Genomic DNA, 26,389 nt, shown 5'->3' with positions numbered 1-26,389 from the left:
GGCGTACGGCCTACTCGCGCGTTCCCATCGCCTCGACCGGTTCCCGCCGCAGCGCCAGCCGGGTGGTCAGCAGGACGGTGCCCACCCCCAGCAGCGCCGCCCCGCCCAGCACCGCGGCCTCCCAACTCCCCGGCAGCGACGGCCAGGCCGTCCCGGTGAGCGCGAGGCTGACCGGCACCAGGACGGCCGCGGTGACCGCCGCGCCGAGGGCGAGCGCCACGGCGACGGTGATCCCGCCCTCCCAGGCCATCATCCGCAGCACCTGGGCGGGTGTGGTGCCCACCAGCCGCAGCAGGGCGAACTCGCGCAGCCGCTCGGTGGTGGCCATCACCAGGGTGTTGACGACGGCGATCGCGGTGAACAGGCTGATCATGCCGAGCAGCAGCCGGCCGACCGCGGAGGCCGCCTCCTGCTGGTGCCGGCGCGCCGCGTCGTAGTCGGCCCGGTCGCTGATCCTGGCCATCGGGTAGGCCGATGTGAGGCCCTGGAGCTCCCGGCCCACCTGCCGGGGGTCGGCTCCGGGGGCGGTGCGGACCAGCACGGTCGGGGCGAGCGGGTCCGGCGTGTGGGCGGCGGCGAAGCCGGCGGGCAGCAGCGCGCCGGCGAACCGCGCGTCCCGGTCGTAGACGGCGACGACCGAGGCGGTGCTGTCGCTGCCGTCCTCCCACCGGATCCGGACCGTGGCGCCGACGCCGGCCTTGAGGCGGGAGGCGGTCTGCTGCCCCAGTGCGATGGTCTCGCCGCGCAGCCGGTCCAGCGAGCCGGCCGTCACCCCGGGGTCGACCAACTGCTCCAGCCCCTGAGGGTCCACGATCCGGGCGTCCACCCCGTGGCTGCCGGCGGTGTCCGCGGAGCCGCCGGACACCATGACGAAGCCGGACACCAGGCTGCCGGCCGCCCCGACGCCGGGCAACTTCCGTACGGCGTCGGTGAATTCCACCGGCAGGCCGATGCCGCCCGCCTGGACCACATGGTCGGCCAGCAGCCGTCGGCCGTCCTCGGCCACGTTGGCCTGCGCCTTGACGACCGGGACGAACAGCACGGTGCCGGTGAAGGCCACCGCCAGCACCAGCGGGGTGACGGCGGCGGCGAAGCGGCGCGGCTGGGCCCGCAGGGCGGCGGAGGCGAGGAACCCGGCGACCGGGAAGAGCCGGCCCACCGGCCCGCCGATTGTCGCGCTGGCGACCCGGCCGATCAGCGGACCGATCAGCGCGACCCCGAGCAGCAGCACCAGCACCATGCCCTCGGCGGTGCCGGCGCCGCCGCGGTCGTCCGTCGAGCCGGCCAGCACCGCGCCGCACACGGCGAGCGTCGCGAGCCCGAGCCCGGTGCGCAGCCGGCCGATGCCGGGCGGCGGCGCCGAGGAGTCGCGCAGTGCCTGGGTGGGTTCGACCCGGGAGGCCCGGCGCGCGGCGGCCCAGACGGCCAGCTGCGCGGTGACGAGGACGCCGCCGAGGACGATCAGCGGGGCGGTCGGCCCGACGTGCAGCGGCACGTCCGAGCTGACCACCCCGCGGTCGACCAGTTCGCCCCGCAGCAGCGCGGCCAGGCCGATCCCGAGCGGGACGCCGACGACCGCGGCCGCGAGGGTCAGCACCAGCGTCTCGAGCGCGATCATCCGGCGCACTTGGCCGGTGGTGGCGCCGACCGCCCGCAGCAGCGCCATCTCGCGCATCCGCTGCTGGACGGAGAGCGCGAGCGCCCCGGCCACCACGAAGACCGAGACGAACAGCGACAGCACGCCCATCGTCCCGGCGAGCGAGGACAGGCCGTCCCCGGGCCCGGGAGCGGCGTAGAACTCCAGCTCGCCGCGCTCGTCGCCGGTGCGCGCCCGGGGCCCGGACGAGTCGTCGTCGTTCTGCGGCCGGGCCTCGGCCACCGCCTGACCGGCCTGCTGGGCCAGCGCCCGGGGGTCGGTCCCCTCCGCGGCGGTGATGCCGATCGCGTTCGCGCCGGTCGTCGTCCCGGCGAGCCGGGCGGCCTGCTCGGGGCTGAAGAAGAGCGCGCTCTGGCGGGACAGCTCCCGCGGCGGCGAGGCCAGTCCGGCCACGGTGTAGCTGCGGGGCGCCGAGGTGGTGGCCAGCCGTACGGTGCCGCCGGCCGGGACTCCGGCGCGGGCGGCCGTGGCGGCGTCCAGGACCACCTCGTCGGGCCCGGCCGGAGCGCGGCCGGAGGTCAGCCGGAACGGGGCCAGGACGGCGCTCGTCCAGGAGTGCCCGAGCGAGGGGCCGCCCTGTGGGCCGGACAGCACCTTCCCGTCCGGGGTGATCACGGCCGCCGGGAAGGAGACCTCCGGGACGGCGGCCGTGACGCCGGGGAGCTCGGCCAGCTTGGCGACCAGCGGTCCGGCGTCGGGGATCCTGGTCGAGTCGCCGACCACGACCGGGGCCGCGGCGTAGCGCTCGGTGGGCTGGTCCGTGCGCAGGGCCGACTCCAGCAGGACACCGCAGGCGGCGGTCAGGACGAGGGCGAAGGCGAGCGCGGTGAAGGCGCCGGCGAAGCCCGCCTTCCGGGCGCGCACCGTCTGCCAGGCCAGCAGGAGCATGTCGTCAGCGCCTTCCGAGGAGGGTCATCCGTTCGGCGACCCGTTCGGGCGTGGGCCCGTCCAGGACCTCGGCGAAGGCGCCGTCGGCGAGGAAGTAGACCTGGTCCGCGTAGGAGGCGGCGACCGGGTCGTGGGTCACCATGATCACGGTCTGGCCCATCCCGTCCACCACGTGCCGCAGCAGCCGCAGGACCTCCGTCCCGGTGGTGCTGTCCAGCGCGCCGGTGGGTTCGTCGGCGAAGACCACCTCGGGCCGGGTCACCAGGGCCCGGGCGATCGCCACCCGCTGCTGCTGGCCGCCGGACAGCTGGGTGGGCAGGTGCCGCACCCGCTCGCCCAGACCGGTCCGTTCGACGATCTCCGCCAGCCAGGCCTTGTCCGCCCGGCGCCCGGCCAGCCGCAGCGGCAGGGTGATGTTCTGTTCGACCGTCAGCGACGGCAGCAGGTTGAAGGCCTGGAAGACGAAGCCGATCCGTTGGCGCCGCAGGACCGTCAGCTCGTTCGGGGTCAGCGCCGCCAGGTCCTGGCCGGCCAGCCGGACCTGTCCGGTGGTCGGTCGGTCGAGCCCGGCGGCGCAGTGCAGGAAGGTGCTCTTCCCGGACCCGGACGGTCCCATCACCGCGGTGAACCCGCCGCGCCGGAACTCCATCGACACCCCGCGCAGGGCGTGCACGGCCCCCGCCCCCTGCCCGTACACCTTGGTCACCCCGTCGAGCCGGACCGCGGGGTCCGGGTCGGAAACGGAATGGGTCTGTTCCGGATCGCTGGAATCCGCAGTCCGCGAGAAAACGGGAATCCCCTCCTCGTGCGCCGCCCTGCCCCTTATCGGCGGCCAGCCTAGCCAAATCCGCTCACCGGCGTAACGGCCGGACCCGTCCGGCCGGGCCGTCCGGCCGCCGGGGAAGGGCCCGGAGCGGCCCGGGATGGGCAATCCATGGAGCAGTCCATGCGAATCGCATGGGCCGTTCCATGGAGTACGGCGTGGCCAAAGTCCCGTTCGGGTGCAAGGATCGACCTTGTTCGAAGTAATCAAACACGGGCCGGCGGGAAACGGGTCGACCGACTCTCCCCGTGCCGCCGTCCGTGGTTCCGTCGGCGCGGCCGATTTTCCCGGCCGATGTTTTCCGCCGATTCCTTCCGAGTCATTCGGATCCATTCGACGTTTTTCGGAGAAGTCACGGGGGTGGCGAATGTCCAAGCATTACGACGTGTACTGTATGGCCGATCCGACTTTCTTCGACTCGCCCACCGGGCTGAAGGAGGAGGGCCTCGACTTCGCCCTCACCGGCCGGCCGGTGCCCGAGGGCTGGAGCAGGATCCCGCACGGCGACTGGGTGGTCTTCCGCCCCGAGGGCGGCGAGCCGCTGCCGAAGCAGGGCTGGAAGATCCACACCTCCGGCCGGCAGCAGAACGCCGACCGGATCCTCGACGCGGTGGCGGAACACTGCTACGCCGAGCGCATCCCCTTCAAGCACCTCGCCGGCCGGCACATCCTGCAGACCCGGAACATGAAGTACGCGCACCGGGGCGCCAGCGGAAAGCTCGTCACCGTCTACCCTCGCGACGAGGCGCAGCTGAAGTCCGTGCTGGACGCGCTGGACGGGCGCATCGGCGGTGAGGCCGGCCCGTACATCCTGAGCGACCTGCGCTGGAACGACGGCCCGCTCTACGTGCGGTACGGCGGCTTCGCCGAGCGGCACACGCTCTCCGAGCAGGGCGCGCTCGTCCAGGCCGTCGAGGCGCCCGACGGCACCCTGGTGCCGGACCTGCGCGAGCCGGTCTTCCACGTCCCCGAGTGGGTGGAGCTGCCGGACTTCCTGGCCCCCCAGCTGGCGGCCCGGAAGCGGGAGACCGTCGAGGACCTGCCGTACCGGATCGAGAAGGCGCTGCACTTCTCCAACGGCGGTGGCCTCTACACCGGCACGGACACCCGCACCGGCGCGCAGATCGTGCTCAAGGAGGCGCGGGCCTACGCGGGCCTGACCAACGACGGGAAGGACGCGGTCGAGCGGCTCCGGCACGAGCGGGACATCCTCGAACGGCTCGCCGGGCTGAGCGTCGTGCCCAAGGTGATCGACTACTTCGTGGTCGGCGACCACCACTTCCTGGTCGAGGAGTTCCTGGACGGCCAGCCGTTGAACAAGTTCTTCGGCCGCCGCTACCCGTACAACGGCTCCCGGACGGACCCGGCCGAGATCGCCGAGTACACCGACTGGGCGCTCGGGATCTGCCGGGCCGTCGAGGAGGCGGTCGACGCGGTGCACGGGCGCGGCGTCGTCTTCGGCGACCTGCACCCCTTCAACGTCATGGTCCGTCCGGACGGCGGCGTCGCGCTGATCGACTACGAGGTCGCGGCCCCGGTGGAGGCGGAGACCAAGCCCGCGCTCGGCAATCCCGCCTACGCGGCGCCGCGCGACCGGACCGGCTTCGCCGTCGACCACTACGCCCTGGGCTGCATCAGGCTCGCGATGTTCATGCCGCTGACCGCGATGCTCCGGCAGAGCCTGGGCAAGGCCCGGCACCTGGCGGACGAGATCGCCCAGCGGTTCCCGGTGCCGCGCGAGTTCCTCGACGCCGCGGTGCGCGACATCCTCGGCCCGGCCGACGGATCCGGCCGGCCCGCACGGCCGTCCACCGGCACCCCGGCGACGGTCTTCGACCCGGCCGTCCTGCCCCTGCCGACGCCGGACCGGTCCGCCTGGACCGCCACCCGCGACTCGCTGGCCGGCGCCATCCTGGCGAGCGCCACCCCGGACCGCGACGACCGGCTGTTCCCCGGCGACGTCGAGCAGTTCAGCACCGGCGGGCTCAACCTCGCCCACGGCGCCGCCGGGGTGCTGTACGCGCTGGACGCCACCGGCGTCGGCCGCTTCCCGGAGCACGAGCAGTGGCTGCTGGACCGCGCCCTGCGCAAGGACGCGCGGGCCCGGCTGGGCTTCTACGACGGCCTGCACGGCGTCGCCCACACGCTCGACCGGCTCGGCCACCGCGCCGACGCGCTGAAGGTCCTGGAGCTCTGCCTCGCCGAGGGCTGGGAGCGCCTGGGCACCGACCTGCAGAGCGGACTGTCCGGTCTCGCCCTCAACTTCGCGCACTTCGCCGACGCCACCGGCGAGTCCACGCTGCGGGAGGCCGCCCTCCGGGCCGCCGACCTGGTGGCCGGGCAGCTCGGCGGCGCCGAGTCCGTGCCCGAGACCAGCGGCGGACGCCATCCGCACGCCGGGCTGATGCGCGGCTCCGCCGGCCCCGCCCTGATGTTCGTCCGGCTGTACGAACAGACCCGCGACCAGGCCTACCTGGACCTGGCCGCCACCGCCCTGCACCAGGACGTGCGCCGCTGCCTGACCCGGGCCGACGGCGCGGTCCACGTCAACGAGGGCTGGCGCTCGATGCCGTACCTCGCGACCGGCAGCGCGGGCCTGGGGATCGTCCTGGAGCGTTACCTCGCGCACCGCGAGGACGAGCGGCTCCGCGTCGCCGCCGACGGCGTGCGGATCTCCTCGCAGTCCGAGCACTACGTCCTGTCCGGCCTGTTCAACGGCCGGGCCGGCATCCTGCAGCACCTCGTCGAGACGTCCCGGCTCCCGCGGCCGTCCGAGGACCCGGACGTGGCGGCGCAGATCAGGGCGCTGTCCCTGCACGCGCTCGCCTACCAGGGACAACTCGCCTACCCCGGCGAGCAGTTGCTCCGGCTGTCGATGGACCTCGCCACCGGCTCCGCGGGCGTGCTGCTCGCCCTCGGCTCGGCGCTCGGCGACACCCCGGTCCACCTGCCGTTCCTCGGGCCGGCCCGGACCTCCTGAGCCACCGGCCACCCAGACCGGCGCACGGGCGCGCGCCGCCCGAACCGGTACCCGCCCGTGCGCCCCCACAGACTGCCCTTCCGGTCCCGGAAGGGTGCCCGCCAGGGCGAAACCGATATCCAGCGAAAGGAAGAGAACCATGGCGCTGCTCGACCTGCAGACGATGGAGCTGCCCGCCGAGGCCGAGGACCTGGCCCCGATGGGTAGCGGTCAGAGCACCGACTGCTCGAACTCCAGCTGGCTGTGGTGCAACTGACCCTGGCCTCCGGGCCGGGTCGGCACACCCCCGCACGGCTTCACTGACACCGCACGACACACCAGAGAGGACAGGACCATGGCGCTGCTCGACCTGCAGACGATGGAGCTTCCGGCCGAGGCCGAGGAGCTGGCCCCGATGGGTAGCGGTCAGAGCACCGACTGCTCGAACTCCAGCTGGCTGTGGTGCAACTGACCCTGACCTCCGGGTCGGGTCGGCACACCCCCGCACGGCTTCACTGACACCGCACGACACACGAGAGAGAGGACAGGACCATGGCGCTGCTTGACCTTCAGGTGATGGAGCTTCCCGAGGCCGAGGAGATGGCCCCGATGGACAGCGGCAAGAGCACCGACTGCTCGAACTCCAGCTGGCTGTGGTGCAACTGACGCCGACTGAACCACTAGTCGGTTAGGCCTCCCGGTCCTGGGCGGGATCCCGCCCAGGACCGGGAGGCCGGCGCGCTTCACTGCTCCACCCGTACGACGGCTCCACCCGCACGACCGCTGCGACCGCTGCGACCGTACGACCGCCGCGACCGCGGCACCCACAGTCCATCGCGACGATCCGGAGGGGCAGAGTGACGACCGACTCCCCGGCGGCGGCCGGCCGTGCCGCGCCGCCGGCCGGCCACGCCGAGCCCGTGATCGGCCGCGCCGCCGACCGGCTGTTGCTGAGCGTGGTACGCCGCACCGGCGGCTGGGCCCTCGTCCTGGTGCTCGCGGCCCTCGGCAGCGTGCTGGCCCAGGTGCTGCTGCCCGCGGTGGTCGGCTCCGCCGTGGACAGCGCGATGGCCGGCCGGACGGACGACGGCCGGATCACCACCTGCACGGCGGTGATCGTCGTGTTCATCGTCTGCGAGGTGCTGTCCGACCTCGCCGCGGGCCGGAGCTCCGCCGCCGGCACGGCCTGGCTGCGCCGGGCCCAGCTGGCCCACCTGCTCACCCTCGGCGGCCGGGCCACCGCCCGCTTCGACCCCGGCGACCTCACCGCCCGGCTGATCGGCGGCGCCGCCGACGCGGGCGCCGCCGCGGAGGCCGCCGTCTGGGCGGCGCTCTCCGTCCTGCCGACCCTCACCAGCGTGGTCGCGCTCTGGCTGATCGACCCCTGGCTGGCCCTGACCTTCCTGGTCGGCATGCCCGCCCTGGTCTTCTTCCTGCGCTCGTACGCCCAGGACATGTCCGCCCTGATCGCCCGCTACCAGAAGGTCCAGGGCGCCGTCGCGGCCGGCTTCGTCGAGGCCCTGGGCGGCATGCGGACCATCGCGGCGGCGGGCACCACCGACCGGGAGGCGGAGCGCGTGCTGCGCCCGCTCCCCGAACTGAGCGGTCTGGGCCACGGCTTCTGGCGGGCGCAGACCAAGGTCGCGGCCCAGAACGCGCTGCTGGTACCGCTGTTGGAGGTCGCCGTGCTGTCGGTGGCCGGCTTCGGGCTGGCCGCCGGCCGGGTCACCCCGGGCGAGATGCTGGCGGCCTCCCGGTACGCGGGCCTGGGCGCCGGCCTCGGCATGACCGCGATGTACCTCGGCCGGCTCGCCCGCGCCAGGGCCGGCGGCGGACGCATCCGGGAGGTGCTCGCGGAGCCCGCCGCGGCGTACGGCACCGGGGCGCTCCCGGCCGGCCCCGGCCGGCTCGAACTGCGCGGGGTGACCGTCCGGGTGGGCGGACAGACCCTGCTGGACGGCCTCGACCTCACCGTGCCGGGCGGGACCTCGCTCGCGATCGTGGGCCGCTCCGGAACCGGCAAGTCCCTGCTCGCCGCGGTGGCGGGCAGACTGACGGACCCGCACGGCGGAACCGTCCTGCTCGACGGGGTGCCGCTGCCCGAGCTGTCGCACGAGGAGCTGCGCGGCGCGGTCGGGTACGCCTTCGAACGCCCGGCCCTGCTGGGCCGCACGCTCGGCGAGGCCATCGCCCTCGACGACGTGGCGGAGGCGGACCGGCCCAGGCTCTCCCGGGCCGCGGCGGCGGCCTGCATCGACGCCTTCGTGGAGCGTCTGCCGGAGGGCTACCGCACCGACCCGCGAGAGGTGCCGATGTCCGGGGGCGAGGCCCAACGGCTCGGGCTGGCAAGGGCGTTCGCGCACCGGGGCCGGGTCCTCGTGCTCGACGACGCGACCTCCAGCCTGGACACCGTGACCGAGTTCAAGGTGAGCACCGCGCTCACCACCGAACTGGCCGACCGCACCCGGCTGATCGTCGCCCACCGGGCCTCCACCGCGGCCCGGTGCGACCTGGTGGCCTGGCTGGACGGTGGCGGCATCCGCCGGGTAGGCCCGCACGAGGAGCTCTGGGCCCTGCCCGAGTACCGGGCCGTCTTCCGCCCCGACCAGCCCGCCGACGAGGACAGGTCCGCCGACGAGGACCGCCCAGCCGGCGACGACGGGCCCGCCACCGGGGACGGACCCGCCGACGAGCGCGGAGCCGCCGCCCGCACCAGCCCCGCCGAGGTGGGCGCGTGAACCGGACACCCGGGGTCTCCCTCCGGACCGAACTCCTCGCCCCGCTGCGCCGACGCCCGCGCGTGGTCGCCCAGTTGGCGCTGTGGTCGGCGGTCGAGGCGCTGCCCGGATTCGCCGCCGGCCGTCTGGTGGCCGGCTCGGTGGACGCCGGCTTCGGGGCCGGCCGTCCGGGGGTCGGCATGGTCCACCTGGCCCTGCTCGGCGTCGCCGTCTTCGTCGGCGCCTGGGCGACCCGCCAGGTCTACCCGCGGCTGGCGGCCCTGGTGGAGCCGCTGCGGGACGACCTGGTCCGCCGGGTCGTCACCGGCGGACTGCGCTCGGCGCGGACGGCCCCCGGCCGGCCCGACACCGCGGGCGTGGCCCGGCTGACCCAGCAGGTGGAGATCGTCCGCGAGGCGTACGCCGGGATGACCATGGTCGTCCGCCGGTTCGTCTTCAGCGTCGGAGGCGCCCTGCTGGGCATGTGCTTCCTGGAGCCGCTGGTCCTGGTCGTGGTCCTGCCGCCGCTGCTGGCCGCCGCGGGCCTGCTGGCACTGATGCTCCGCGGTACGACCGGCGCCCAGCGGGAGCTGCTGCTCGCCGACGAGCGGCTCGCCGCCGAGGCGGGCGCCGTCATCGGCGGCCTGCGCGACGTGACCGCCGCCGGAGCCGAGCGGTGGACCGGTGACCGGCTCGCGGCGGCGGTCGAGCGGCAGGCCCTGGCGGCGCGCCGGGTCGCCCGGCTGACCGCCAACCGGACCCTGGTGCTGGCCGTCGGCGGCTGGCTCCCCCTGGTCCTGCTGCTGTCCACGGCCTCCTGGCTGACCGGCCATGGTGTGACGGCCGGCGCGCTGCTCGGCTCCGTCACCTACGTCATGCAGGGGCTCCAGCCCGCTCTGCAGACCCTGGTCCAGGGCCTGGGCGGCAGCGGCGTACGGCTGGCCGTCACCCTGCGGCGGATCATGGAGTCCACCCCGCCCGAGCCCGCCGCCCGGGCGGCCGGACCCGCGCCGCGCGCGCCCGGCCCGTACGGGGTCGAGCTGAGCGGGGTCAGCTTCGCCTACGGCCCCGGCGCCGAGCCGGTGGTCCGTGACCTCGACCTGACGATCGGCCCGGGGGAGCACCTGGTGGTGGTCGGTCCCAGCGGGATCGGGAAGTCGACCCTGGCCGGTCTGATCGCCGGACTGCTCCGCCCGACCGGCGGCGAGGTGCGCCTCGGCGGGCGCCCGCTGCCGGCCGACCCGGTCGAACTCGCCCGTCACCGCGTCCTGATCCCCCAGGAGGCCTACGTCTTCACCGGCACCCTGGACGAGAACCTGCGCTACCTCGCCCCCGACGCCGGGCCCGAGGAGGTGGACCGGGCGGTGGCCGCGATCGGCCTGGAACGGCTGGTCGAACGACTCGGCGGCTACCGGGCGCGGATCGCGCCGGACGCGCTCTCGGCCGGTGAACGCCAGCAGATCGCGCTGGCCCGCGCCTACCTGTCCCCGGCCGGCCTGGTCGTCCTGGACGAGGCGACCTGCCACCTGGACCCGGCCGCCGAGGCCCGGGCCGAGGAGGCGTTCCTCCGCCGCCCCGGGTCCCTGCTGGTCGTCGCCCACCGGATGAGCTCGGCGCTGCGGGCCGACCGGGTCCTGGTGATGGACGGCACCGACGCCGTCGCGGGCAGCCACGAGGAACTGCTGGCGCGCTCCGGCCTCTACCGCGACCTCACCGGCCACTGGCGGCGTCCCGCCGGAGCCCGCTGAACGGCGGACGCGCCGCCGCCCGGCGTCAGCCGAGCCGGGGCCCGGTCGACAGCCAGCCCATCTCCTCGGCGATCCGGATCGCGTCCACCCGGCTGCGCCCCCCGGTCTTGGACACCGCGGCGGCCAGGTGGTTGCGGGCGGTGCCCGCCGAGATGAAGAGCCGGGCGGCGATCTCGCTGACGGAGTCGCCCTCCGCCGCGAGCCGCAGGGTGTCCAGTTCCCTGGGCGTCAGCGGGTTCTCGCGCGCGCCCAGCGCGGCCAGGGCCAGTTCCGGGTCGACGGCGCGCTCCCCGGCGGCCACCTTCCTGATCGCCGCGGCCAGTTCCTCGGCCGGTGCGTCCTTCCCGAGGAAGCCCAGCACGTGGGCGGAGAGCGCACTGCGCAGGTACGCGGGCCTGGCCAGCCCGGTGAGCACCAGCGTCCCGCACTCCGGGAGCTTCTCGTGCAGTTCGGCCGCCGCCTGCAGCCCGTCCAGCCCGGGCATGTCGATGTCCAGCACCGCGACGTCCGGCCGCACCTCCAGCGCGGTCGGCACCACCAGGTCCCCGCGGTCCACGTCGGCGACGACCTCCAGGTCGTCCTCGTACGCGAGGAGCGCCATCAGCGCGCTGCGCACCATGCTCATGTCCTCGGCCAACAGGACCCTGATCATCAGCACTCCCCCTGTCAGGCAACTGCCACGCGAAGACTTCATTAGACAACACGCCCTGGCCAAGCCCGCTTCCGCTTGATCACGCCCGAGCGGTGGGCCGGTCGGCGTAGCCTTCGTGCATGGCAGAGAGCAAGGTCCGGAAAGCGGCGGCGCCGAAGGCCGAACCGGTGGTGAAGAAGGCGGCGGTGGAGCCCGCGGGGAAGTCGGCGGTGAAGCCCGCCGTGAAGTCCGCCGTGAAGTCCGCCGTGAAGTCCGCCGCGAAGCCCGCGGTGAAGCCGAGGAAGCCCGAGTCGCACCTGGCGATGGTGCGGCGGGCCCGGAGGATCAACCGCGAGCTGGCGGAGCTGTACCCGTACGCGCATCCGGAGCTGGACTTCGAGAACCCCTTCCAACTGCTGGTGGCCACCGTGCTGTCGGCGCAGACCACCGACCTGCGGGTGAACCAGACCACCCCCGCGCTGTTCGCGGCGTACCCGACGCCGGAGGACATGGCGGCGGCGAACCCGGAGGAGCTGGAGGAGATCATCCGCCCGACCGGGTTCTTCCGGAACAAGGCGAAGTCCCTGATCGGCCTCTCGATCGCGCTGCGCGACGAGTTCGGCGGCGAGGTCCCCGGCCGCCTGGCCGACCTGGTGACCCTGCCGGGCGTCGGCCGCAAGACCGCCAACGTCGTGCTGGGCAACGCCTTCGGGGTGCCGGGGATCACCGTCGACACCCACTTCGGCCGCCTGGCCCGGCGGTTCGGCTGGACCGCCGAGGAGGACCCGGTGAAGGTCGAGGCGGCCGTCGCCGAGATCTTCCCGAAGTCGGAGTGGACGATGCTCTCGCACCGCGTGGTCTTCCACGGCCGCCGGATCTGCCACTCCCAGAAGCCCGCCTGCGGCGCCTGCCCGATCGCGCCGCTCTGCCCCGCGTACGGCGAGGGCGTGACCGACCCGGAGAAGGCGCGCAAGCTGCTCAAGTACGAGATGGGCGGCCAGCCCGGTCAGCGGCTGCGGCCCCCGGCGGACTTCCCCGGCGAGGCGGCGGCCCGCGCGGACGCCGTGGCCCACCACGGGCAGGTCGCGGACCTCGCGGTGGCGGACCCGGCGGTGTCGGACCTGGCGGTGGCGGACTCGGCGGTGGCGGAATGACCGTGCGCGGGATCGAGCGGGACGACCTGCCCGGCTGGCTGGAGCCGGTCCGGGAGGCGGCCGAGCGGGTGCTGCCGGAGCAGCTGAGCCGGTTCCTGCCGCCGGGCGACGGCGGCCGGGCGGCGGCCGTGCTGATGCTGTTCGGCGAGGGCCCGGAGGGGCCCGACCTGCTGCTGATCGAGCGGGCCCGGTCGCTGCGCTCGCACGCCGGCCAGCCGTCCTTCCCGGGCGGCGCGCTGGACCCGGAGGACGGCGACCCGGACGGCCCGGGCCCGATCGCGGCGGCGCTGCGCGAGGCCTGGGAGGAGACCGGTCTGGACCCGGCCGGGGTGCAGGTGTTCGCCGAGCTGCCGCGGCTGTACATCCCGGTGAGCCGCTTCGTGGTGACCCCGGTGCTCGGCTGGTGGCGCGAGGAGTCGCCGGTGCGCCCGGTGGACCGGGGCGAGACCGGCGCGGTGTTCCGGGTGCCGATCTCCGACCTGGCCGACCCGGCGAACCGGGTGCGGCTGCGCCACCCGTCCGGGCACGTCGGTCCGGCCTTCGCGGTCGCCGGGCGGCTGGTCTGGGGCTTCACCGCCGGGGTGATCGACCGGGTGCTGCACCACAGCGGGCTGGAGCTGCCCTGGGACCCGTCCCGGATCGTCGACCTCTCGGACGACGCGCTGGCGCTGGTCCAGGGCGACCTCGAACACTCCCGCGCCCTGCCGGGCGGCGACGCCGGAGCCTCGTGACCGGCCGTCGGCCCGCCCGGTCGCCGGGGCGTGGGAGGGTGTCGGAGTGAATGTCCTGGATGTGCTGCTGATCGCCGCTGCCGTGGGATTCGCCGTGTCGGGCTACCGGCAGGGCTTCGTGGTCGGGGTGCTGTCGCTGGTCGGCTTCCTCGGCGGCGGTCTGCTGGCCGTCGAGCTGCTGCCGCTGCTGCTCGACCACCTGAGCCCCGGCACCACGGCCTCGGTGGTGGCCGTGGTGGTGGTGATCGTCTTCGCCGCGATCGGCCAGGCGATCACCGCGCACTTCGGCTGGAAGCTGCGCGGCCACATCGACCGCCGCCCGGCCCGGGTGCTGGACGCGGCCGGCGGCGCGGTGGTGAACGTGGTCTCGATGCTGCTGGTGGCCTGGCTGATCGGCTCGGCACTGGCCGGGGCCTCGCTGCCGACGGTCTCCAAGCAGGTCCGTTCCTCGGCGATCCTCGGCGGGGTGCAGAACGCGCTGCCCTCGGACGCGCCGAACTGGTTCTCGGACTTCTCCAAGGTGCTCGCCCGCAACGGCTTCCCGCAGGTCTTCAACCCCTTCGAGCACGAGCCGATCACCCAGGTGGACACCCCCGACCCGGCGCTGGCCGCCAGTCCGGCGGTGGCCCGGGCCAAGCAGAGCCTGGTCAAGGTGGTCGGCACCGCGACCTCCTGCGGCAAGACCCTGGAGGGCAGCGGCTTCGTCTTCGCCCCGCACCGGGTGATGACCAACGCCCACGTGGTCGGCGGGGTCAACGAGCCCACCGTGCAGATCGGCGGCGTCGGCCAGCTGTACGACGCGACGGTTGTCCGCTACGACTGGCAGCGCGACATCGCGGTCCTGGACGTGCCCAAGCTGAACGCCCCCGCGCTGACCTTCGCGGGCGAGGCGAAGACCAACGACAGCGCGATCGTGGCCGGCTTCCCGGAGAACGGCGCCTTCAACGTCCAGCCGGCCCGCATCCGCGGCCGGATCCAGGCCAACGGTCCGGACATCTACCACCGCGGCCAGGTGGTGCGCGACGTCTACTCGGTGCGCTCGGTGGTCCGGCAGGGCAACAGCGGCGGCCCGCTGCTCACCCCGGACGGCCAGGTGTACGGCGTGGTGTTCGCCAAGTCGCTGGACAGCGCCGACACCGGTTACGTGCTGACCGCAGCGGAGGTGCGCGAGGACGCCCAGCAGGGCGGCGCCGCGACCGCCCGGGTGGACACCCAGGGCTGCGCGCTCTGACCCTGGCGGGGCCGGGGCCGGTCTCGGCCCGCCGCGGCCCCGGCTCCGGTCTCGGCCCGGCCCGGCGGGCCCCGAGCGGGGCGCGCCGGGCCGGGCCGTCCGATATCCGCCGCCCCGTCATCCCGCGCTGGTAGCCTCGGCCGCGCTCACCCGTTCGGCTCAAGCGGGCGCCGTCCCGGAGTGGGCCCGACGGGAGGTCGTGGCAGTCCGATGATGGGTCATTCGCACGCGGTGAGCGGGGCGATGCTGTACGCGGCGTCGGCCCCCTTCCTGCCCCCGCTGCTGCTGCACACCACGCTGCATCCGGCGGACATACTGATGGGCACGGTGCTGTGCGCGGGCGCGGCCCTGCTGCCGGACCTCGACCACCACGACGGCTCGATCGCCAACTTCCTGGGCCCGGTCTCCAAGGCGCTCTGCCGGGTGGTGGCCTGGGCCTCCGGCGGCCACCGGCACGCCACCCACTCGCTGCTGTTCGTCGCGCTCATGGGCGGCGGCACCTGGGCCGGCGTCACCTACCTGGGGCGCAACTTCACGCTGGCGCTGACCTTCTTCCTGCTGGCGCTGGCGATCCGGGCGCTGCGGCTCTGCCCGCCGGGCGACGGCCCGCAGACCTGGATCACCGTCATCGGGCTGTCCGCGCTCGGCACCTTCGGGATGAACACCTGGATGCCCAACTCGCCCGGCTGGCTGCCGTACGCGGTGGGGCTGGGCACGCTGGCGCACCTGCTGGGCGACTGCCTGACCAAGAAGGGCGCGCCGCTGCTCTGGCCGCACAAGGAGCGCTACGAGGTCGTGCTGATCAAGCGCAGCGGCAACAGCGTCGAGACCAAGGTGCTGGTGCCGATCATGTCGGTGGCGACCTTCGTCCTGCTCTGGTTCACCGCGCTGGCGCCGATCACCAACTGAGCGGTGCGGCGCTGCGGGCGGCGGCTCGTACGGGCGGTGGCCCGTACGGACCGCGCCGGACCGCCGGACTACGCGGGACCGCCGGACTACGCGGCGCGGGGCCTCAGGTCTCGCGCCGCAGTCGTGCGCCCACCCAGCGGGCGCGCCGGCCGAGGATGCGCGGGATGCCGAGCTGCCGCCGCTCCACGGGCTGGCGGCGGTCGAGGCCGTCGAAGCCGAGGTCGTCCGCCCGGTCGGGGCGGTGGGCGGAGCGCTGGGGACTGTTCTGGCGTCGGCCGCGCGGGGCGGCGCCGCGATCGGGCATCCAACTCATACCGAAATGGATGCCCCTGGGCCGGTGGGGGTAACCACCCCGGGTGTGCCGAAATTGGCCTATGCGTTTGTCATATGAGCGCAACATCAAGGGAGTTGGGACCGAAGGCCCTTCCGGAATTCGCGATGGCCCCTCCGCCGGCTCCTTCGCCGGGCCCCCGGCCTCACTCCTTGTGGTGCCCCACCCAGTCCAGCAGCTCCGCGGTGAACTCCTCCGGGGCCTCCTCGTGCGGGAAGTGGCCCACCCCCGGCAGCAGCCGCCAGCGGTACGGCGCCGCCACGTACTCGCCACCGCCGAGCGCGGTGTGCGACAGCAGCACCGGGTCCGCCGCGCCCTGGACGTGCAGGGTCGGCGCGGTGATCGGCTTCTTCATGCGCCGGGCGAACTGGATGCCGTCCGGCCGGGCCATCGACCGCATCAGCCAGCGGTACGGCTCGATCGAGCAGTGCGCGGTGCTGGGGATCCGGATCGCCTGCCGGTACGCGTGCACCGCGGCCTCGTCCAGGCCGTTCGGGCCGGTCCAGGAGGTCAGGTAGCGGCCGACCAGCGCGGCGTCGTCGGCCACCAGCTGGCGTTCCGGTATCCACGGCCGCTGGAAGCCCAGCACGTGCTCGAAGGCGGCGAACTGCCGGCGGTCGGTGAGCAGCGCCCGGCGCAGGTCCCGCGGGTGCGCGGCCGACACCACGGTCAGGCTCTGGATGACGGAGGGGCGCATCACCGCCGCGACCCAGGCCAGGGTGCCGCCGGAGGCGTGCCCGACCAGGTGCGCCCGGCGCTCGCCGAGCGAGCGGATCACCCCGGTGATGTCCAGGGCGAGGTTGCCCGGGTCGTACCCGCGCGGGGTGCGGTCGCTGCCGCCGACGCCCCGCAGGTCCAGCGCCACCGCCCGGTAGCCGGCCTCGGCGAGCGCGGTCAGCTGGTGCCGCCAGGCCCACCAGTACTCGGGCCAGCCGTGCACCAGCAGCACCAGCGGGCCCGAGCCCAGCTCGGCGATGTGGAAGCGGGCGCCGTTGGCCGCGAGGTCGCGGTGCGTCCACGGGCCGCTCTGCCGGATGTCCCACGCCTCGGCCCCGGCCGCCGCCGGAGCGGCGCCGGAGGCCGCCTCGGCGGGCTCCCGCTCGGGGGCAGGGCCGAGGCCCTCGGGACGGACGCCGGTGCCGGTGTCGGGGTCGGAGTCGGGGTCGGAGGCGGCGGACGGCTGCGCGGGCACGGGCTTCTGGTCAAGCGGCATACCGAGAGCGTGTCACATCCGCGCACGGGACACGTGCCCGGCACTCACTGTCGGCGGGTCCACGGACGGGAAGCGGCCGCCCGGACGGGAGGCCTCCGCTCACGGTCCGTTGACGGGGCCGCGCGCGGGCCGTTGACGCCTCCGTTGACGGGGCCGCCGAGGAGTCCGTCGACGAGGTCCGTTGACGAGTCCGCCGGCAGACCTACTGGATGCGGCCCAGAGCCCGGTCGATCTCCTCCTTGGTGGCCGGGCGCGGCCGGGCGTTCTTCAGCACGTCGGCGGTCTTCTGGGCGCCCTCGATGGTGCGGTGCGGCGGCTCGATCTTCTTGAACGAGCGGTACGCCAGCACCCCGAGCAGCACCGCGAGCACCAGATAGGCGCCGGCCACGATGAGGAAGGACCAGCCCAGCGACAGGCCCAGCGCGTGGATGCCGAAGGCCGCGGCGGCGCTCAGCATCGGGATCGAGAACAGCGCCACCACGCCGGCGACCAGCAGCGAGACGCCGCCGGAGACACCGCGCTTGACGTCCGCCCGGATCTCGGCCTTGGCGAGCGCGATCTCGTCGTGGACCAGCGCGGACAGGTCGGCGGTGGCCGCCGCGAACAGCTGCCCCACCGAACGCTCGCCCTCGTAGGGCGCCCGGCCGTTGCTGGACGGGTCTGCGGCTCCTGCGGGCATCAGCTGTTCTCCTCTGCGGCTGTGCGGCGTGACGCCACCGCGGTTCCGCGGTTCCGGGAGCCGGTGGGGGTTCCGGAGGCGTCAGTGGGTTGTCGACAGCTCAGAATCATGCCCCTACCGGTCAGTCGCACACCACTCCGGGGCCCCGCCGGAGGGACGTGTCCCGGCGCCTCGCGGCTTCCGCGCCCCCGAGCGGGTCCCCGGTCAGGCCCCTCCAGGGGCGCCTGGACGGGCTCCTGGAGGGGCCCCTGGACGGGCTCCGGGGGAGGTCCCTCGACAGGCCCATCGACGGGCCCCTGGACGGCGCTTGGCCGAGGGCCGGGCCGGCAGCGGGCCCGCGAGGTTCCCGGTCCCCAGGGGGCGGCCTCCGTCCGTCCGTCCGGCCGACGGTCCGTCCGTCCGTCCGTCCGGCCGACGGTCCGTCCGTCCGTCCGGATGGCCCGTCAGCGGCCCGGCGCGGAGTCCCCGGGGGTCCCCGAAGCGCCGGAGCCGCCGGGGGCCTCCTCGGACAGCGACCGGGCCGGCTCACCGACCCGGGCCCGCCAGGCCGGGTCGTCCTGCTGGTAGACGTCCGGGACGCCGTCCCCGTCCAGATCCCGGTCCTCCTCCTCGCACAGCGCCCGGTAGTGCCGGTTGCGCAGCTTCAGCAGCAGGGTGGCGACCGTCGCGCAGAGCAGCGAGCCGACCAGGACGGCCGTCTTGGCGCGGGCGGCGAGCGTCGGGTCGTCCGGGAAGGCGAGCTCGCTGATGAGCAGCGAGACGGTGAAGCCGATGCCCGCGAGCACCGAGACGGCGACCATGTCGGCCCACTTGAGCCGCGGGTTCAGCTCGGCCCGGGTGAACCGGGCCATCAGCCAGGTGCCGCCGAAGATGCCCACCGACTTGCCGACCAGCAGGCCGACCACGATGCCGATCGGCGCGGCCTGGGTGAACACCTCGCGCAGCGCCGGGCCGGAGATCGTCACCCCGGCCGAGAACAGCGCGAACACCGGGACGGCCAGACCGGCCGACAGCGGGCGGACCAGGTGCTCGATGTGCTCGCCGGGGGAGTGCTGCTCGTCGCCTTCCCGGTGGCAGCGCAGCATCAGGCCCATGGCGACGCCCGCGACCGTGGCGTGGACGCCGCTCTCGTGCATCAGCGCCCAGGTCACCAGGGCCAGCGGCACGAACAGGTACCAGCCGTGCACTCCGCGCCGGTGCAGGAACCAGAACAGCACCAGCCCGGCGAAGGCCAGCCCGAGCGCCCAGAACTTGATGCCGGAGCTGTAGAAGACCGCGATGATCAGGATCGCTATCAGGTCGTCGACGACGGCCAGGGTGAGCAGGAAGGCGCGCAGCGCCGAGGGCAGGTGGCTGCCGACCACGGCCAGCACGCCCAGGGCGAAGGCGATGTCGGTGGCGGTCGGGATGGCCCAGCCGCCGGGGTGCCCGCCGCTGCCGGAGTTGACCACGGCGTACAGGATCGCGGGCAGCGCCACCCCGCAGACGGCGGCGATGACGGGCAGTACCGCCGCGCTCGGGGTGCGCAGCTCGCCCGCCACGAACTCGCGCTTGAGCTCGATCCCGGCGACGAAGAAGAAGATCGTCAGCAGCCCGTCCTTGGCCCAGGTGGCCAGGGAGAGGTCGAGGTGCAGTGGGGCGGAGGGCCCGACGGTGTAGTCGAGCATGCTCTCGTACGCGTGCGGCCAGGCGTTGGCCCAGATCAGTGCGATGACGGCGGCGCCCAGCAGCAGCACGCCGCCGACCGTCTCGGTACGCAGGGCGTCGGTGATGAAGGTGCGCTCGGGCAGTGACAGCCGGCCGAGGAACTGCCGGCGGCGGGTCGTCGGCTCGTGGACGGGCGGCTGGTCGGTCACGGGGGACCTCCTGAGGGGCTGGGAGCGGCAACGGATGCACGGGTGGTGCAGTTGCCGACCAGACTTCCCGGCGCGCCCTGTGACGCCCGGATCCCCGGCAGGGGACCTTGATGCGTCGTTAACAGTCTAGCGGGACGATTGGGTGACATCCGGATTGTCCTGTTAAAGGACTTAAGCCCTCTGGGAGGGTTCTGCACCCCGGAGGAGCACCGACCCGGCACCCGAATGGCCTCAGCCGCATGCACTCGGGTGAACGCGTTCCTATCGTCGGTCCCAGGCGCCGACCGATCCGGATCCGGCGCGCACCCCGGTGGCTTCCCGGTTCCCCGGTTCCCCGGTTTCCCCTTCTCACGACCCGCCCGCTGGAGGCACCCCCATGCCCACGACCGTTCCCGTCGACGCGATCATTCCCGGCCCGCCCCTGTTATCCGCCGACCCCGTCGACCGGCCATCGTCCGATCCCGCCGGTGAATCCGCCGACGACGACCCCGCCGACGACGCCACCGGCGACACCACCGACGGCCCCGACCGCATCCCCGCCGACCTGAACCGCCTGCTCCGGCCGCTGTTCCGCGCGGCGGGCCCGGGCGGTGGCGTCGCCGTCGCGGTGATCCGGGGCGAGGAACGGGCGGTGGCCTGCCGGGGCACCACCGACCGCTCCAGCGAACAGCCGGTCCGGGCCGACACCCGGTTCGAACTCGGTTCCGTCACCAAGACCTTCACCGGACTGCTGCTCGCCGAGATGGCCGCCCGCGGCGACGTCCGCTACGACGACCCGATCGACCGTTACCTCCCGGCGAACGCCCGGCCCGGCTACCCGCACGAGCGGCCGATCACCCTGCTCCACCTGGCCACCCACACCTCGGGCCTGCCCCGGCTGCCGGTCGGGCTGCTCCCGGCGGCGGCCCCCCGGTGGTTCACCCGCCCGTACGCCACCTTCGGTCCGGCGCACCTGCTCAGGGCGCTGCCGCGGACCCCGGTGCGGGGCACCCCGGGCACCCAGGTGCGCTACTCCAACCTCGGCTGCGGACTGCTCGGACTGCTGCTGGCCAACGCGGCCGGGCAGCGCTACGACGACCTGCTGGCCGCCCGGGTCTGCGGCCCGCTCGGCCTGGTGGACACCTCCTGCGGCCCCGGCCGGGAGGACGCCGGCGGGTACCGGCGCGGCCGCCGGGTGCCGTCCTGCGGGCTGCCCGCGCTGCCGGGCGCGGCCGCCCTGCGCTCCACCGCCGACGACATGCTCCGCTACCTGCAGGCACACCTGTCGCTGGACGCCGTCCCGCTCCCCGAGCGGGCCGACGCGACGGCGCTGCGGACGGCGCTCGGCGACGTCCGCCGCCCGCTGATCGGGCGGCGCCGGGGCGGCGGCACCCGACTCTGCCTGGGCTGGAACCAGCGCCTGCTGGGTGCGGCGGAGGGCGCGAACGGGATCGGGCCCGGGGTCGGGGCCGGGGTCGGAAGCGGGGACGGGCACGGGCCCGGGCGCGCGTGCGGGGACGGCCTCGGCGGCGCCTTCGGCGAGGACGAGGAGGTCATGTTCCACACCGGGTCCACCCGGGGGTTCGGCACCTTCGTCGGGTTCAGCCCGCAGGCCCAGGTGGGGCTGGCGGTGATGGCCGGAGCGCGGTCGCTGCGCAGCCGGGGCTTCGTCCAGAACGCCTACGGGACCCTGCGCGCTCTGGTCGCTCAGTGCCGGGTGCCCGGCGCCACCAGGGCGCCGTCGTCGGCACCGAGGGGGCGTGACGCCGCGAGGGCGTGACGCCGCGAGGGCGTGACACCGAGCATGACGCCGCGAGGGCGTGACACCGGCCCCGTGGCCACCTCGTGACGACCTGACAGCCGTGCCCCGGACGGTGACCACCGTCCGGGGCACGGCTGCGGGCTCAGTCCGCTCAGCCGTTGCCGTTGTCCGCGGCCGTCAGCTGGGTCTGGATCTGGCTCATCACCGAGCTGTCGGCGAGGGTGGTGGTGTCACCGACCTCACGGCCCTCGGCGATGTCGCGCAGCAGCCGGCGCATGATCTTTCCGGAGCGGGTCTTCGGCAGTTCGCCGACCACCTTGATCTGCTTCGGCTTGGCGATCGGGCCGAGCGTGCGGCCGACGTGCGCCCGCAGCTCCTCGACCAGCTCCGGGCTCTCGGTGGCGCCGCCGCGCAGGATCACGAAGGCGACGATGGCCTGCCCGGTGGTGGCGTCGGTGGCACCGACCACCGCGGACTCGGCCACGGACGGGTGGCCGACCAGAGCCGACTCGACCTCGGTGGTGGAGATGTTGTGGCCGGAGACGAGCATGACGTCGTCCACCCGGCCGAGCAGCCAGATGTCGCCGTCCTCGTCCTTCTTGGCGCCGTCACCGGCGAAGTAGCGGCCCTCGAAGCGCGACCAGTAGGTGTCGATGTAGCGCTGGTCGTCGCCCCAGATGGTGCGGAGCATGGACGGCCACGGCTCGGTGAGCACCAGGTAGCCGCCGGAGCCGTTGGGCACCTCGTTGGCCTCGTCGTCCACCACGGTGGCCGAGATGCCCGGCAGGGCGCGCTGGGCCGAACCCGGCTTGGTCTCGGTGACGCCCGGCAGCGGGCTGATCATCATGGCGCCGGTCTCGGTCTGCCACCAGGTGTCCACGATCGGGGCCTTGCCGGCGCCGATGTGCTCGCGGTACCAGATCCACGCCTCGGGGTTGATCGGCTCGCCGACGCTGCCCAGCACCCGCAGCGAGGACAGGTCGAACTTCGCGGGGATGTCGTCGCCCCACTTCATGAAGGTGCGGATCGCGGTCGGCGCGGTGTAGAGGATGGTCACGCCGTACTTCTGCACGATCTCCCAGAACCGGCCCTGGTGCGGGGTGTCCGGGGTGCCCTCGTAGATGACCTGGGTGGCGCCGTTGGCGAGCGGCCCGTAGACGATGTACGAGTGGCCGGTGACCCAGCCGATGTCGGCGGTGCACCAGTAGACGTCGGTCTCCGGCTTGAGGTCGAAGACCGCGTGGTGGGTGTAGCTGGCCTGGGTGAGGTAGCCGCCCGAGGTGTGCAGGATGCCCTTGGGCTTACCGGTGGTGCCCGAGGTGTAGAGGATGAACAGCGGGTGCTCGGCCTCGTGCGCCTCGGGGGCGTGCTCGGTGGACTGACGGGCGGTGATGTCGTGCCACCAGACGTCGCGGCCCTCGGTCCAGGAGACCTCCTGCCCGGTGCGGCGGATGACCAGGACGTGCTCGACGCCCTCGACCTTGGTGAGCGCCTCGTCGATGGCCGGCTTGAGCGCGGACGGCTTGCCGCGGCGGTAGCCGCCGTCGGCCGTGATGACCAGCTTGGCCTGCGCGTCCTGGATGCGGGAGGCGACGGCGTCGGCGGAGAAGCCGCCGAAGACCACCGAGTGGGTGGCGCCGATCCGGGCGCAGGCGAGGATCGCGACGACCGCCTCGGCGATCATCGGCAGGTACACCGCCACGCGGTCGCCCTTGCGGACGCCGAGCTCCAGCAGCGCGTTGGCGGCCTGCGAGACCTCGTCCTTGAGCTGGGCGTAGGTGATCGAGCGGCTGTCGCCGGGCTCGCCCTCGAAGTGGATGGCGACGCGGTCGCCGAGGCCGTTCTCGACGTGGCGGTCGACGCAGTTGTACGCCACGTTGAGCTTGCCGTCGGCGAACCACTTGGCGAAGGGCGGGTTGGACCAGTCGAGCGTCTCGGTCGGCTCGACGGCCCAGTCGAGGCGACGGGCCTGCTCGGCCCAGAAGCCCAGGCGGTCCTCGGAGGCCTGCGCGTACGCGGCCGCCGTGACGTTGGCGGCTGCGGCGAGCTCTGCCGGCGGGGCGAATCGTCGCTCCTCCTTGAGCAGGTTGGCCAGGCTCTCGTTGCTCACACGCACTCCTCATCGAGTCATGATCGGGGACGATCCCGTGCGTGGGGATAGTCCCGTGTGTCCCAGCGCACAGCTCACCAGGCGAACGGGCCAGTTGACAAGAGGCTCCCGAGAATTGGTGTAGACCTTTGATCGACAATCGGACGGCGACCCGTACGTTCCGCCGGAGGGGAGCGGAAAACCGTACGTGGGCTGGTGGGCCCGTGCCCCGGCCCGCCCGGCGGGGACACGGACCCGGCTCTCAGGCGGCCAGTCGGGGGTCCTCCTCACCGCCGCCGGGGGGAACCCGGCCGTCCTCATTCACCCGTTCGGCCGGTACCCCGGCGGTGCGGACCTCGGCGTGGGCGCCGGTGCGGGCTTCCACCGGGCTGAAGGTCCCCGCGGCGCGGTCCAGCACGTAGGCCTGCGCGGTCGCGAAGTCGAAGTACATCCCGACCAGCCGCAGGGTGCCTTCCTCGACCCGGCGCTCCACCGCCGGATTCGCCATCAGCTGGTCCAACTGCTGAACGACGTTGGTGATGCAGAGCTGCTCCACCGCGTCCACCACCGGCCGGGTGGCGAACTCGGCGGGCACCCGGCGGAGCCGGTCCAGCGAACCGCGCCCGTTGCGCAGCCAGCGGGCCAGCGGCGTGGGCGGACCGGGGAGCTCGTGCACGCCGTCCAGCAGGGCCTTCATCGCCCCGCAGCCGGAGTGGCCGCAGACCGTGATCGAGCGCACCTCCAGCACCTCGACCGCGTACTGCACCGCGGCGGCCACCGAGTCGTCGGCCGCGCCGGGCTCGAAGGGGGCCGGCACCAGGTTGCCCACGTTGCGGACGGTGAACAGGTCGCCCGGCCCGCTGTTGGTGATCATGCTGGTGACCATCCGCGAGTCCGCGCAGGTCAGGAAGAGCTGCGAGGGCGTCTGCCCCTCCCGGGCCAGCCGGGCGAGTTCGGGCCTGATCAGCGGCGCGGTGTGCAGCTGGAACACCCGGACCCCGTCCAGCAGCCGGCCGTGCGGGTCCTCCTGCTGCTCGATGCAGTGGTGGCCGACCCACGGCGTCCAGGCCCGGCAGCGGTGCGGCCCCGGTGAACTGCCCGCGCGCACCGTGCCGTCGGGGTCGAGCACCTCGTCGTCCTGCCGTCGCGTCACCATCGAGACCCGGCCGCCCGCGTCCTGGTGCCCGGCGCGCCAGCTGTGCAGCGTCTCGTACGCGGCGTGGTCCAGGAAGGAGCCGTCGTGGACCACGGTGACCTCCGCCCCGGCCGGGATGCCCGCCAACGCCCGGCTGAGCCGGGGGACGGCGGTGAAGGTGAGCGGGCCGTGCGTCTGGACGGTGACCGAGCCGTCGGGCCCGGTCTCGACGTCCATGTGGGCGCGGGTCAGCCGGTAGAGCGCGAGCAGGACGGCGGTGGCGGCCCCGATCGCGACGCCCCACAGCACCCCGGCGGCCACCACGGCGATCACGGTGGTGAGGTAGACCGGGAACTCGCGGTGCCGGTGCACGTTGCGGATGTGCGCGAAGCTCACCATCTGCAGCCCGACCACCAGGACCAGCGCGGCGAGCGCGGCCAGCGGGATCCGGCGCAGTCCGCCGGTCAGCGCCAGCGCGGCGGCCAGCACCCAGACGCCGTGCAGCACCGAGGCCCACCTGGTCCGCGCGCCGGCCTGCACGTTGGCGGTGCTGCGCACCGCGCCGCCGGCGATCGGCAGTCCGCCGACCAGGCCGCTCAGCAGGTTGGCGAGTCCCTGGCCGCGCAGCTCGCGGTCCAGGTCCCCGGTGCGGCGGGACATCCGGTCGATCGCCACGGCGGACAGCAGCGACTCCACGCCGGCCACGGCGGTGACGGTGAGGACGGCGGAGATCAGCCCGGGCACCGGACCGTGCGGCAGGGCCGGCGCGAAGGCGTGCGGCTGCCAGGCGGGCAGTTCGATGTGGGCGAGCCGCAGGCCGAGGGCGAGCGCCAGGGCGGTGGCCAGGGCGATGGCGGCCAGCGGGCCCGGCACCTTGGCCAGCCGGGCCCCCAGCCGGCCCGCGCGGCCAGGGAGTCGGCCGAGCCGGGGCCAGCCGAGCAGGACGGCGACGGTCACCGCGCCGGCCAGCAGCGCGGGTGGGTGTGGACCGGCCAACTGCCCTGGCAGCGCGAGGAGGTTGGCGACCGCGGAGCTCTGCGGCGACCCGCCGAGTACGACGTGCAGCTGCGCGATGGCGATGGTGAGGCCGACCCCGGCCAGCATGCCGTGCACGATCGCGGGCGAGACGGCGAGCGCCGTCCGGGCCACCCGGCGTACGCCGAGCAGGAGTTGCAGCAGTCCGGCGGCGAGGGTGATGGTGCAGGTGGCCTGCCAGCCGTACTGGGTGATCAGTCCGGCGGTGATCACGGTCAGCGCCGCCGAGGGGCCGCTGACCATGAGCGAGGTGCCGCCGAACAGCCCGACCACGATGCCGCCCACGGCCGCGGCGGCCAGGCCGGCGGTGAGCGGGGCGCCGGTGGCCAGCGCGATGCCGAGTGAGAACGGCACGGCGATCAGGAAGACCACCAGCGAGGCGGAGAGGTCCTGCGCCCAGCGGATCCGGGCGCCGGGGCCCGGCGGTGCGTGGTCGGTGGTGTCGGAGGCGATGGGGGCACTGGAGATGTCGAGGGTCATGGTCTTCCCGTCTGTCCGGGGGAACGAACGCAGTCAGGTCCGGCGGTGGGTCCGGGGTGGGGCTCCGGGCGGATCGGCTGTCGTGGGTCGCGACGGTGTGGCGGGATGGCGTGGGCACGGCGGGGAGTGCGGGTGTCACCGGCCGGCGTGGACCATCGGGCCCGCCGGCGGCCCGGGCGAGGTGCGGGACGTCTCGCCGAGGGCCGTCCGGGACGGACCATCAAGACTCGGTAAACCGAGGGTAATGAAAGCTTTGCACAGCGTTGTTGCGGGAGGGAAGCGGAAAACCCCCTGATTCACCCCAATGGGTGGTGTTCGAACCGAAGCGGACCTGCTGCCGGCGGCGCCGGACACGGCGAACGGGCCGCGGCCTCCCCGGGGT

At 74.2% G+C, this 26,389-nt stretch carries 20 protein-coding genes; 11 read left to right on the top strand and 9 right to left on the bottom strand.

The features are described from left to right. Nucleotides 1-10 precede the first annotated feature (10 nt). Together IE332_RS00530 and IE332_RS40500 are read right to left on the bottom strand one after the other, a co-directional pair. Complete coding sequence (locus tag IE332_RS00530; protein WP_189913036.1) at nucleotides 11-2,545, bottom strand: ABC transporter permease; 2,535 nt, start codon at nucleotides 2,543-2,545, stop codon at nucleotides 11-13. A gap of 4 nt (nucleotides 2,546-2,549) precedes the next feature. Next, a complete protein-coding gene (locus IE332_RS40500) occupies nucleotides 2,550-3,251 on the bottom strand; it encodes an ABC transporter ATP-binding protein (protein WP_229928183.1) in 702 nt (233 codons plus the stop codon). A gap of 511 nt (nucleotides 3,252-3,762) precedes the next feature. Between IE332_RS40500 and lanKC the strand changes: the two genes are divergently transcribed. The 6 genes from lanKC to IE332_RS00495 all read left to right on the top strand — a co-directional run bounded on the left by lanKC (nucleotide 3,763) and on the right by IE332_RS00495 (nucleotide 10,792). After that, nucleotides 3,763-6,348 carry a class III lanthionine synthetase LanKC gene (gene lanKC / locus IE332_RS00520; RefSeq protein ID WP_229928182.1) on the top strand — a complete coding sequence of 862 codons (2,586 nt, stop codon included), beginning with the start codon at nucleotides 3,763-3,765 and terminating at the stop codon, nucleotides 6,346-6,348. A 139-nt stretch (nucleotides 6,349-6,487) separates the two neighbouring features. After that, nucleotides 6,488-6,604 carry a SapB/AmfS family lanthipeptide gene (locus IE332_RS00515; RefSeq protein WP_189913034.1) on the top strand — a complete coding sequence of 39 codons (117 nt, stop codon included), beginning with the start codon at nucleotides 6,488-6,490 and terminating at the stop codon, nucleotides 6,602-6,604. A 78-nt stretch (nucleotides 6,605-6,682) separates the two neighbouring features. Next, nucleotides 6,683-6,799: a SapB/AmfS family lanthipeptide gene (locus IE332_RS00510; protein ID WP_189913033.1), complete on the top strand. Its 117-nt coding sequence runs from the start codon at nucleotides 6,683-6,685 to the stop codon at nucleotides 6,797-6,799. 80 nt (nucleotides 6,800-6,879) lie between these two features. Next, nucleotides 6,880-6,993, top strand: a complete 114-nt coding sequence (locus tag IE332_RS00505) for a SapB/AmfS family lanthipeptide (RefSeq protein ID WP_189913032.1) — start codon at nucleotides 6,880-6,882, stop codon at nucleotides 6,991-6,993. A gap of 191 nt (nucleotides 6,994-7,184) precedes the next feature. Further along, the gene (locus IE332_RS00500) at nucleotides 7,185-9,065 is read left to right on the top strand and encodes an ABC transporter ATP-binding protein (protein WP_189913031.1); all 1,881 of its coding nucleotides are present in this window, start codon (nucleotides 7,185-7,187) and stop codon (nucleotides 9,063-9,065) included. Beyond that, nucleotides 9,062-10,792: an ATP-binding cassette domain-containing protein gene (locus IE332_RS00495; protein ID WP_189913030.1), complete on the top strand. Its 1,731-nt coding sequence runs from the start codon at nucleotides 9,062-9,064 to the stop codon at nucleotides 10,790-10,792. Before IE332_RS00500 ends, IE332_RS00495 begins: the two co-directional genes overlap by 4 nt. Nucleotides 10,793-10,817: 25 nt before the next feature. On the opposite strand, the gene IE332_RS00490 is transcribed toward IE332_RS00495, so the two are convergent. After that, nucleotides 10,818-11,444 carry a response regulator transcription factor gene (locus IE332_RS00490; protein WP_189913029.1) on the bottom strand — a complete coding sequence of 209 codons (627 nt, stop codon included), beginning with the start codon at nucleotides 11,442-11,444 and terminating at the stop codon, nucleotides 10,818-10,820. Between the two features lie 119 nt (nucleotides 11,445-11,563). On the opposite strand from IE332_RS00490, the gene nth reads away from it, so the two are divergent. The 4 genes from nth to IE332_RS00470 all read left to right on the top strand — a co-directional run bounded on the left by nth (nucleotide 11,564) and on the right by IE332_RS00470 (nucleotide 15,448). Next, on the top strand, nucleotides 11,564-12,577 hold the full coding sequence (gene nth, locus IE332_RS00485; protein ID WP_189913028.1) for an endonuclease III: 1,014 nt from the start codon (nucleotides 11,564-11,566) through the stop codon (nucleotides 12,575-12,577). Continuing rightward, entirely contained in the window at nucleotides 12,574-13,308 is a 735-nt protein-coding gene (locus IE332_RS00480) for an NUDIX hydrolase (RefSeq protein ID WP_189913027.1), read from the top strand. Before nth ends, IE332_RS00480 begins: the two co-directional genes overlap by 4 nt. 46 nt (nucleotides 13,309-13,354) lie before the next feature. After that, entirely contained in the window at nucleotides 13,355-14,539 is a 1,185-nt protein-coding gene (locus tag IE332_RS00475) for a MarP family serine protease (RefSeq protein ID WP_189913026.1), read from the top strand. 210 nt (nucleotides 14,540-14,749) lie between these two features. After that, the gene (locus tag IE332_RS00470; protein WP_189913025.1) at nucleotides 14,750-15,448 is read left to right on the top strand and encodes a metal-dependent hydrolase; all 699 of its coding nucleotides are present in this window, start codon (nucleotides 14,750-14,752) and stop codon (nucleotides 15,446-15,448) included. A gap of 103 nt (nucleotides 15,449-15,551) precedes the next feature. Here IE332_RS00470 and IE332_RS00465 read toward each other — a convergent pair whose 3' ends face one another. The 4 genes from IE332_RS00465 to nhaA form a co-directional block, all read right to left on the bottom strand. After that, nucleotides 15,552-15,752: a hypothetical protein gene (locus IE332_RS00465; RefSeq protein WP_189913024.1), complete on the bottom strand. Its 201-nt coding sequence runs from the start codon at nucleotides 15,750-15,752 to the stop codon at nucleotides 15,552-15,554. Nucleotides 15,753-15,924: 172 nt separating this feature from the next. Further along, nucleotides 15,925-16,992, bottom strand: coding sequence for an alpha/beta fold hydrolase (locus IE332_RS00460; protein WP_229928181.1), 1,068 nt, complete (start codon nucleotides 16,990-16,992; stop codon nucleotides 15,925-15,927). 202 nt (nucleotides 16,993-17,194) lie between these two features. Further along, the gene (locus tag IE332_RS00455) at nucleotides 17,195-17,671 is read right to left on the bottom strand and encodes a phage holin family protein (RefSeq protein WP_189913023.1); all 477 of its coding nucleotides are present in this window, start codon (nucleotides 17,669-17,671) and stop codon (nucleotides 17,195-17,197) included. Nucleotides 17,672-18,114: 443 nt separating this feature from the next. Next, nucleotides 18,115-19,527 carry a Na+/H+ antiporter NhaA gene (gene nhaA, locus IE332_RS00450; protein WP_189913022.1) on the bottom strand — a complete coding sequence of 471 codons (1,413 nt, stop codon included), beginning with the start codon at nucleotides 19,525-19,527 and terminating at the stop codon, nucleotides 18,115-18,117. Nucleotides 19,528-19,903: 376 nt separating this feature from the next. Between nhaA and IE332_RS00445 the strand changes: the two genes are divergently transcribed. Continuing rightward, complete coding sequence (locus tag IE332_RS00445) at nucleotides 19,904-21,286, top strand: serine hydrolase domain-containing protein (RefSeq protein ID WP_189913021.1); 1,383 nt, start codon at nucleotides 19,904-19,906, stop codon at nucleotides 21,284-21,286. Between the two features lie 133 nt (nucleotides 21,287-21,419). Here IE332_RS00445 and acs read toward each other — a convergent pair whose 3' ends face one another. Together acs and IE332_RS00435 are read right to left on the bottom strand one after the other, a co-directional pair. After that, the gene (gene acs, locus IE332_RS00440; protein ID WP_189913020.1) at nucleotides 21,420-23,378 is read right to left on the bottom strand and encodes an acetate--CoA ligase; all 1,959 of its coding nucleotides are present in this window, start codon (nucleotides 23,376-23,378) and stop codon (nucleotides 21,420-21,422) included. Between the two features lie 241 nt (nucleotides 23,379-23,619). Beyond that, nucleotides 23,620-26,007 (bottom strand): SulP family inorganic anion transporter, encoded by a 2,388-nt coding sequence (locus IE332_RS00435; RefSeq protein ID WP_189913019.1) that lies wholly within the window; start codon nucleotides 26,005-26,007, stop codon nucleotides 23,620-23,622. Between the last annotated feature and the right edge of the window lie 382 nt (nucleotides 26,008-26,389).

This window comes from Kitasatospora xanthocidica, assembly GCF_014656195.1.
In the GTDB taxonomy this organism is placed as follows: Bacteria; Actinomycetota; Actinomycetes; order Streptomycetales; family Streptomycetaceae; genus Kitasatospora; species Kitasatospora xanthocidica.
Note: the sequence above shows the minus strand (reverse complement) of the source record. Positions and strands in the feature narration are given on the sequence as shown.

Excerpts from the sequence above, each read along its gene's own strand:
- IE332_RS00530 (WP_189913036.1), bottom strand. The coding sequence starts at position 2,545 with ATGCTCCTGCTGGCCTGGCAGACGGTGCGCGCCCGGAAGGCGGGCTTC.
- lanKC (WP_229928182.1), top strand. The coding sequence starts at position 3,763 with ATGGCCGATCCGACTTTCTTCGACTCGCCCACCGGGCTGAAGGAGGAG.
- IE332_RS00515 (WP_189913034.1), top strand. The coding sequence starts at position 6,488 with ATGGCGCTGCTCGACCTGCAGACGATGGAGCTGCCCGCCGAGGCCGAG.
- IE332_RS00510 (WP_189913033.1), top strand. The coding sequence starts at position 6,683 with ATGGCGCTGCTCGACCTGCAGACGATGGAGCTTCCGGCCGAGGCCGAG.
- IE332_RS00505 (WP_189913032.1), top strand. The coding sequence starts at position 6,880 with ATGGCGCTGCTTGACCTTCAGGTGATGGAGCTTCCCGAGGCCGAGGAG.
- IE332_RS00490 (WP_189913029.1), bottom strand. The coding sequence starts at position 11,444 with ATGATCAGGGTCCTGTTGGCCGAGGACATGAGCATGGTGCGCAGCGCG.
- nth (WP_189913028.1), top strand. The coding sequence starts at position 11,564 with ATGGCAGAGAGCAAGGTCCGGAAAGCGGCGGCGCCGAAGGCCGAACCG.
- IE332_RS00480 (WP_189913027.1), top strand. The coding sequence starts at position 12,574 with ATGACCGTGCGCGGGATCGAGCGGGACGACCTGCCCGGCTGGCTGGAG.
- IE332_RS00470 (WP_189913025.1), top strand. The coding sequence starts at position 14,750 with ATGATGGGTCATTCGCACGCGGTGAGCGGGGCGATGCTGTACGCGGCG.
- IE332_RS00465 (WP_189913024.1), bottom strand. The coding sequence starts at position 15,752 with ATGCCCGATCGCGGCGCCGCCCCGCGCGGCCGACGCCAGAACAGTCCC.
- IE332_RS00460 (WP_229928181.1), bottom strand. The coding sequence starts at position 16,992 with ATGCCGCTTGACCAGAAGCCCGTGCCCGCGCAGCCGTCCGCCGCCTCC.
- IE332_RS00455 (WP_189913023.1), bottom strand. The coding sequence starts at position 17,671 with ATGCCCGCAGGAGCCGCAGACCCGTCCAGCAACGGCCGGGCGCCCTAC.
- IE332_RS00445 (WP_189913021.1), top strand. The coding sequence starts at position 19,904 with ATGCCCACGACCGTTCCCGTCGACGCGATCATTCCCGGCCCGCCCCTG.
- IE332_RS00435 (WP_189913019.1), bottom strand. The coding sequence starts at position 26,007 with ATGACCCTCGACATCTCCAGTGCCCCCATCGCCTCCGACACCACCGAC.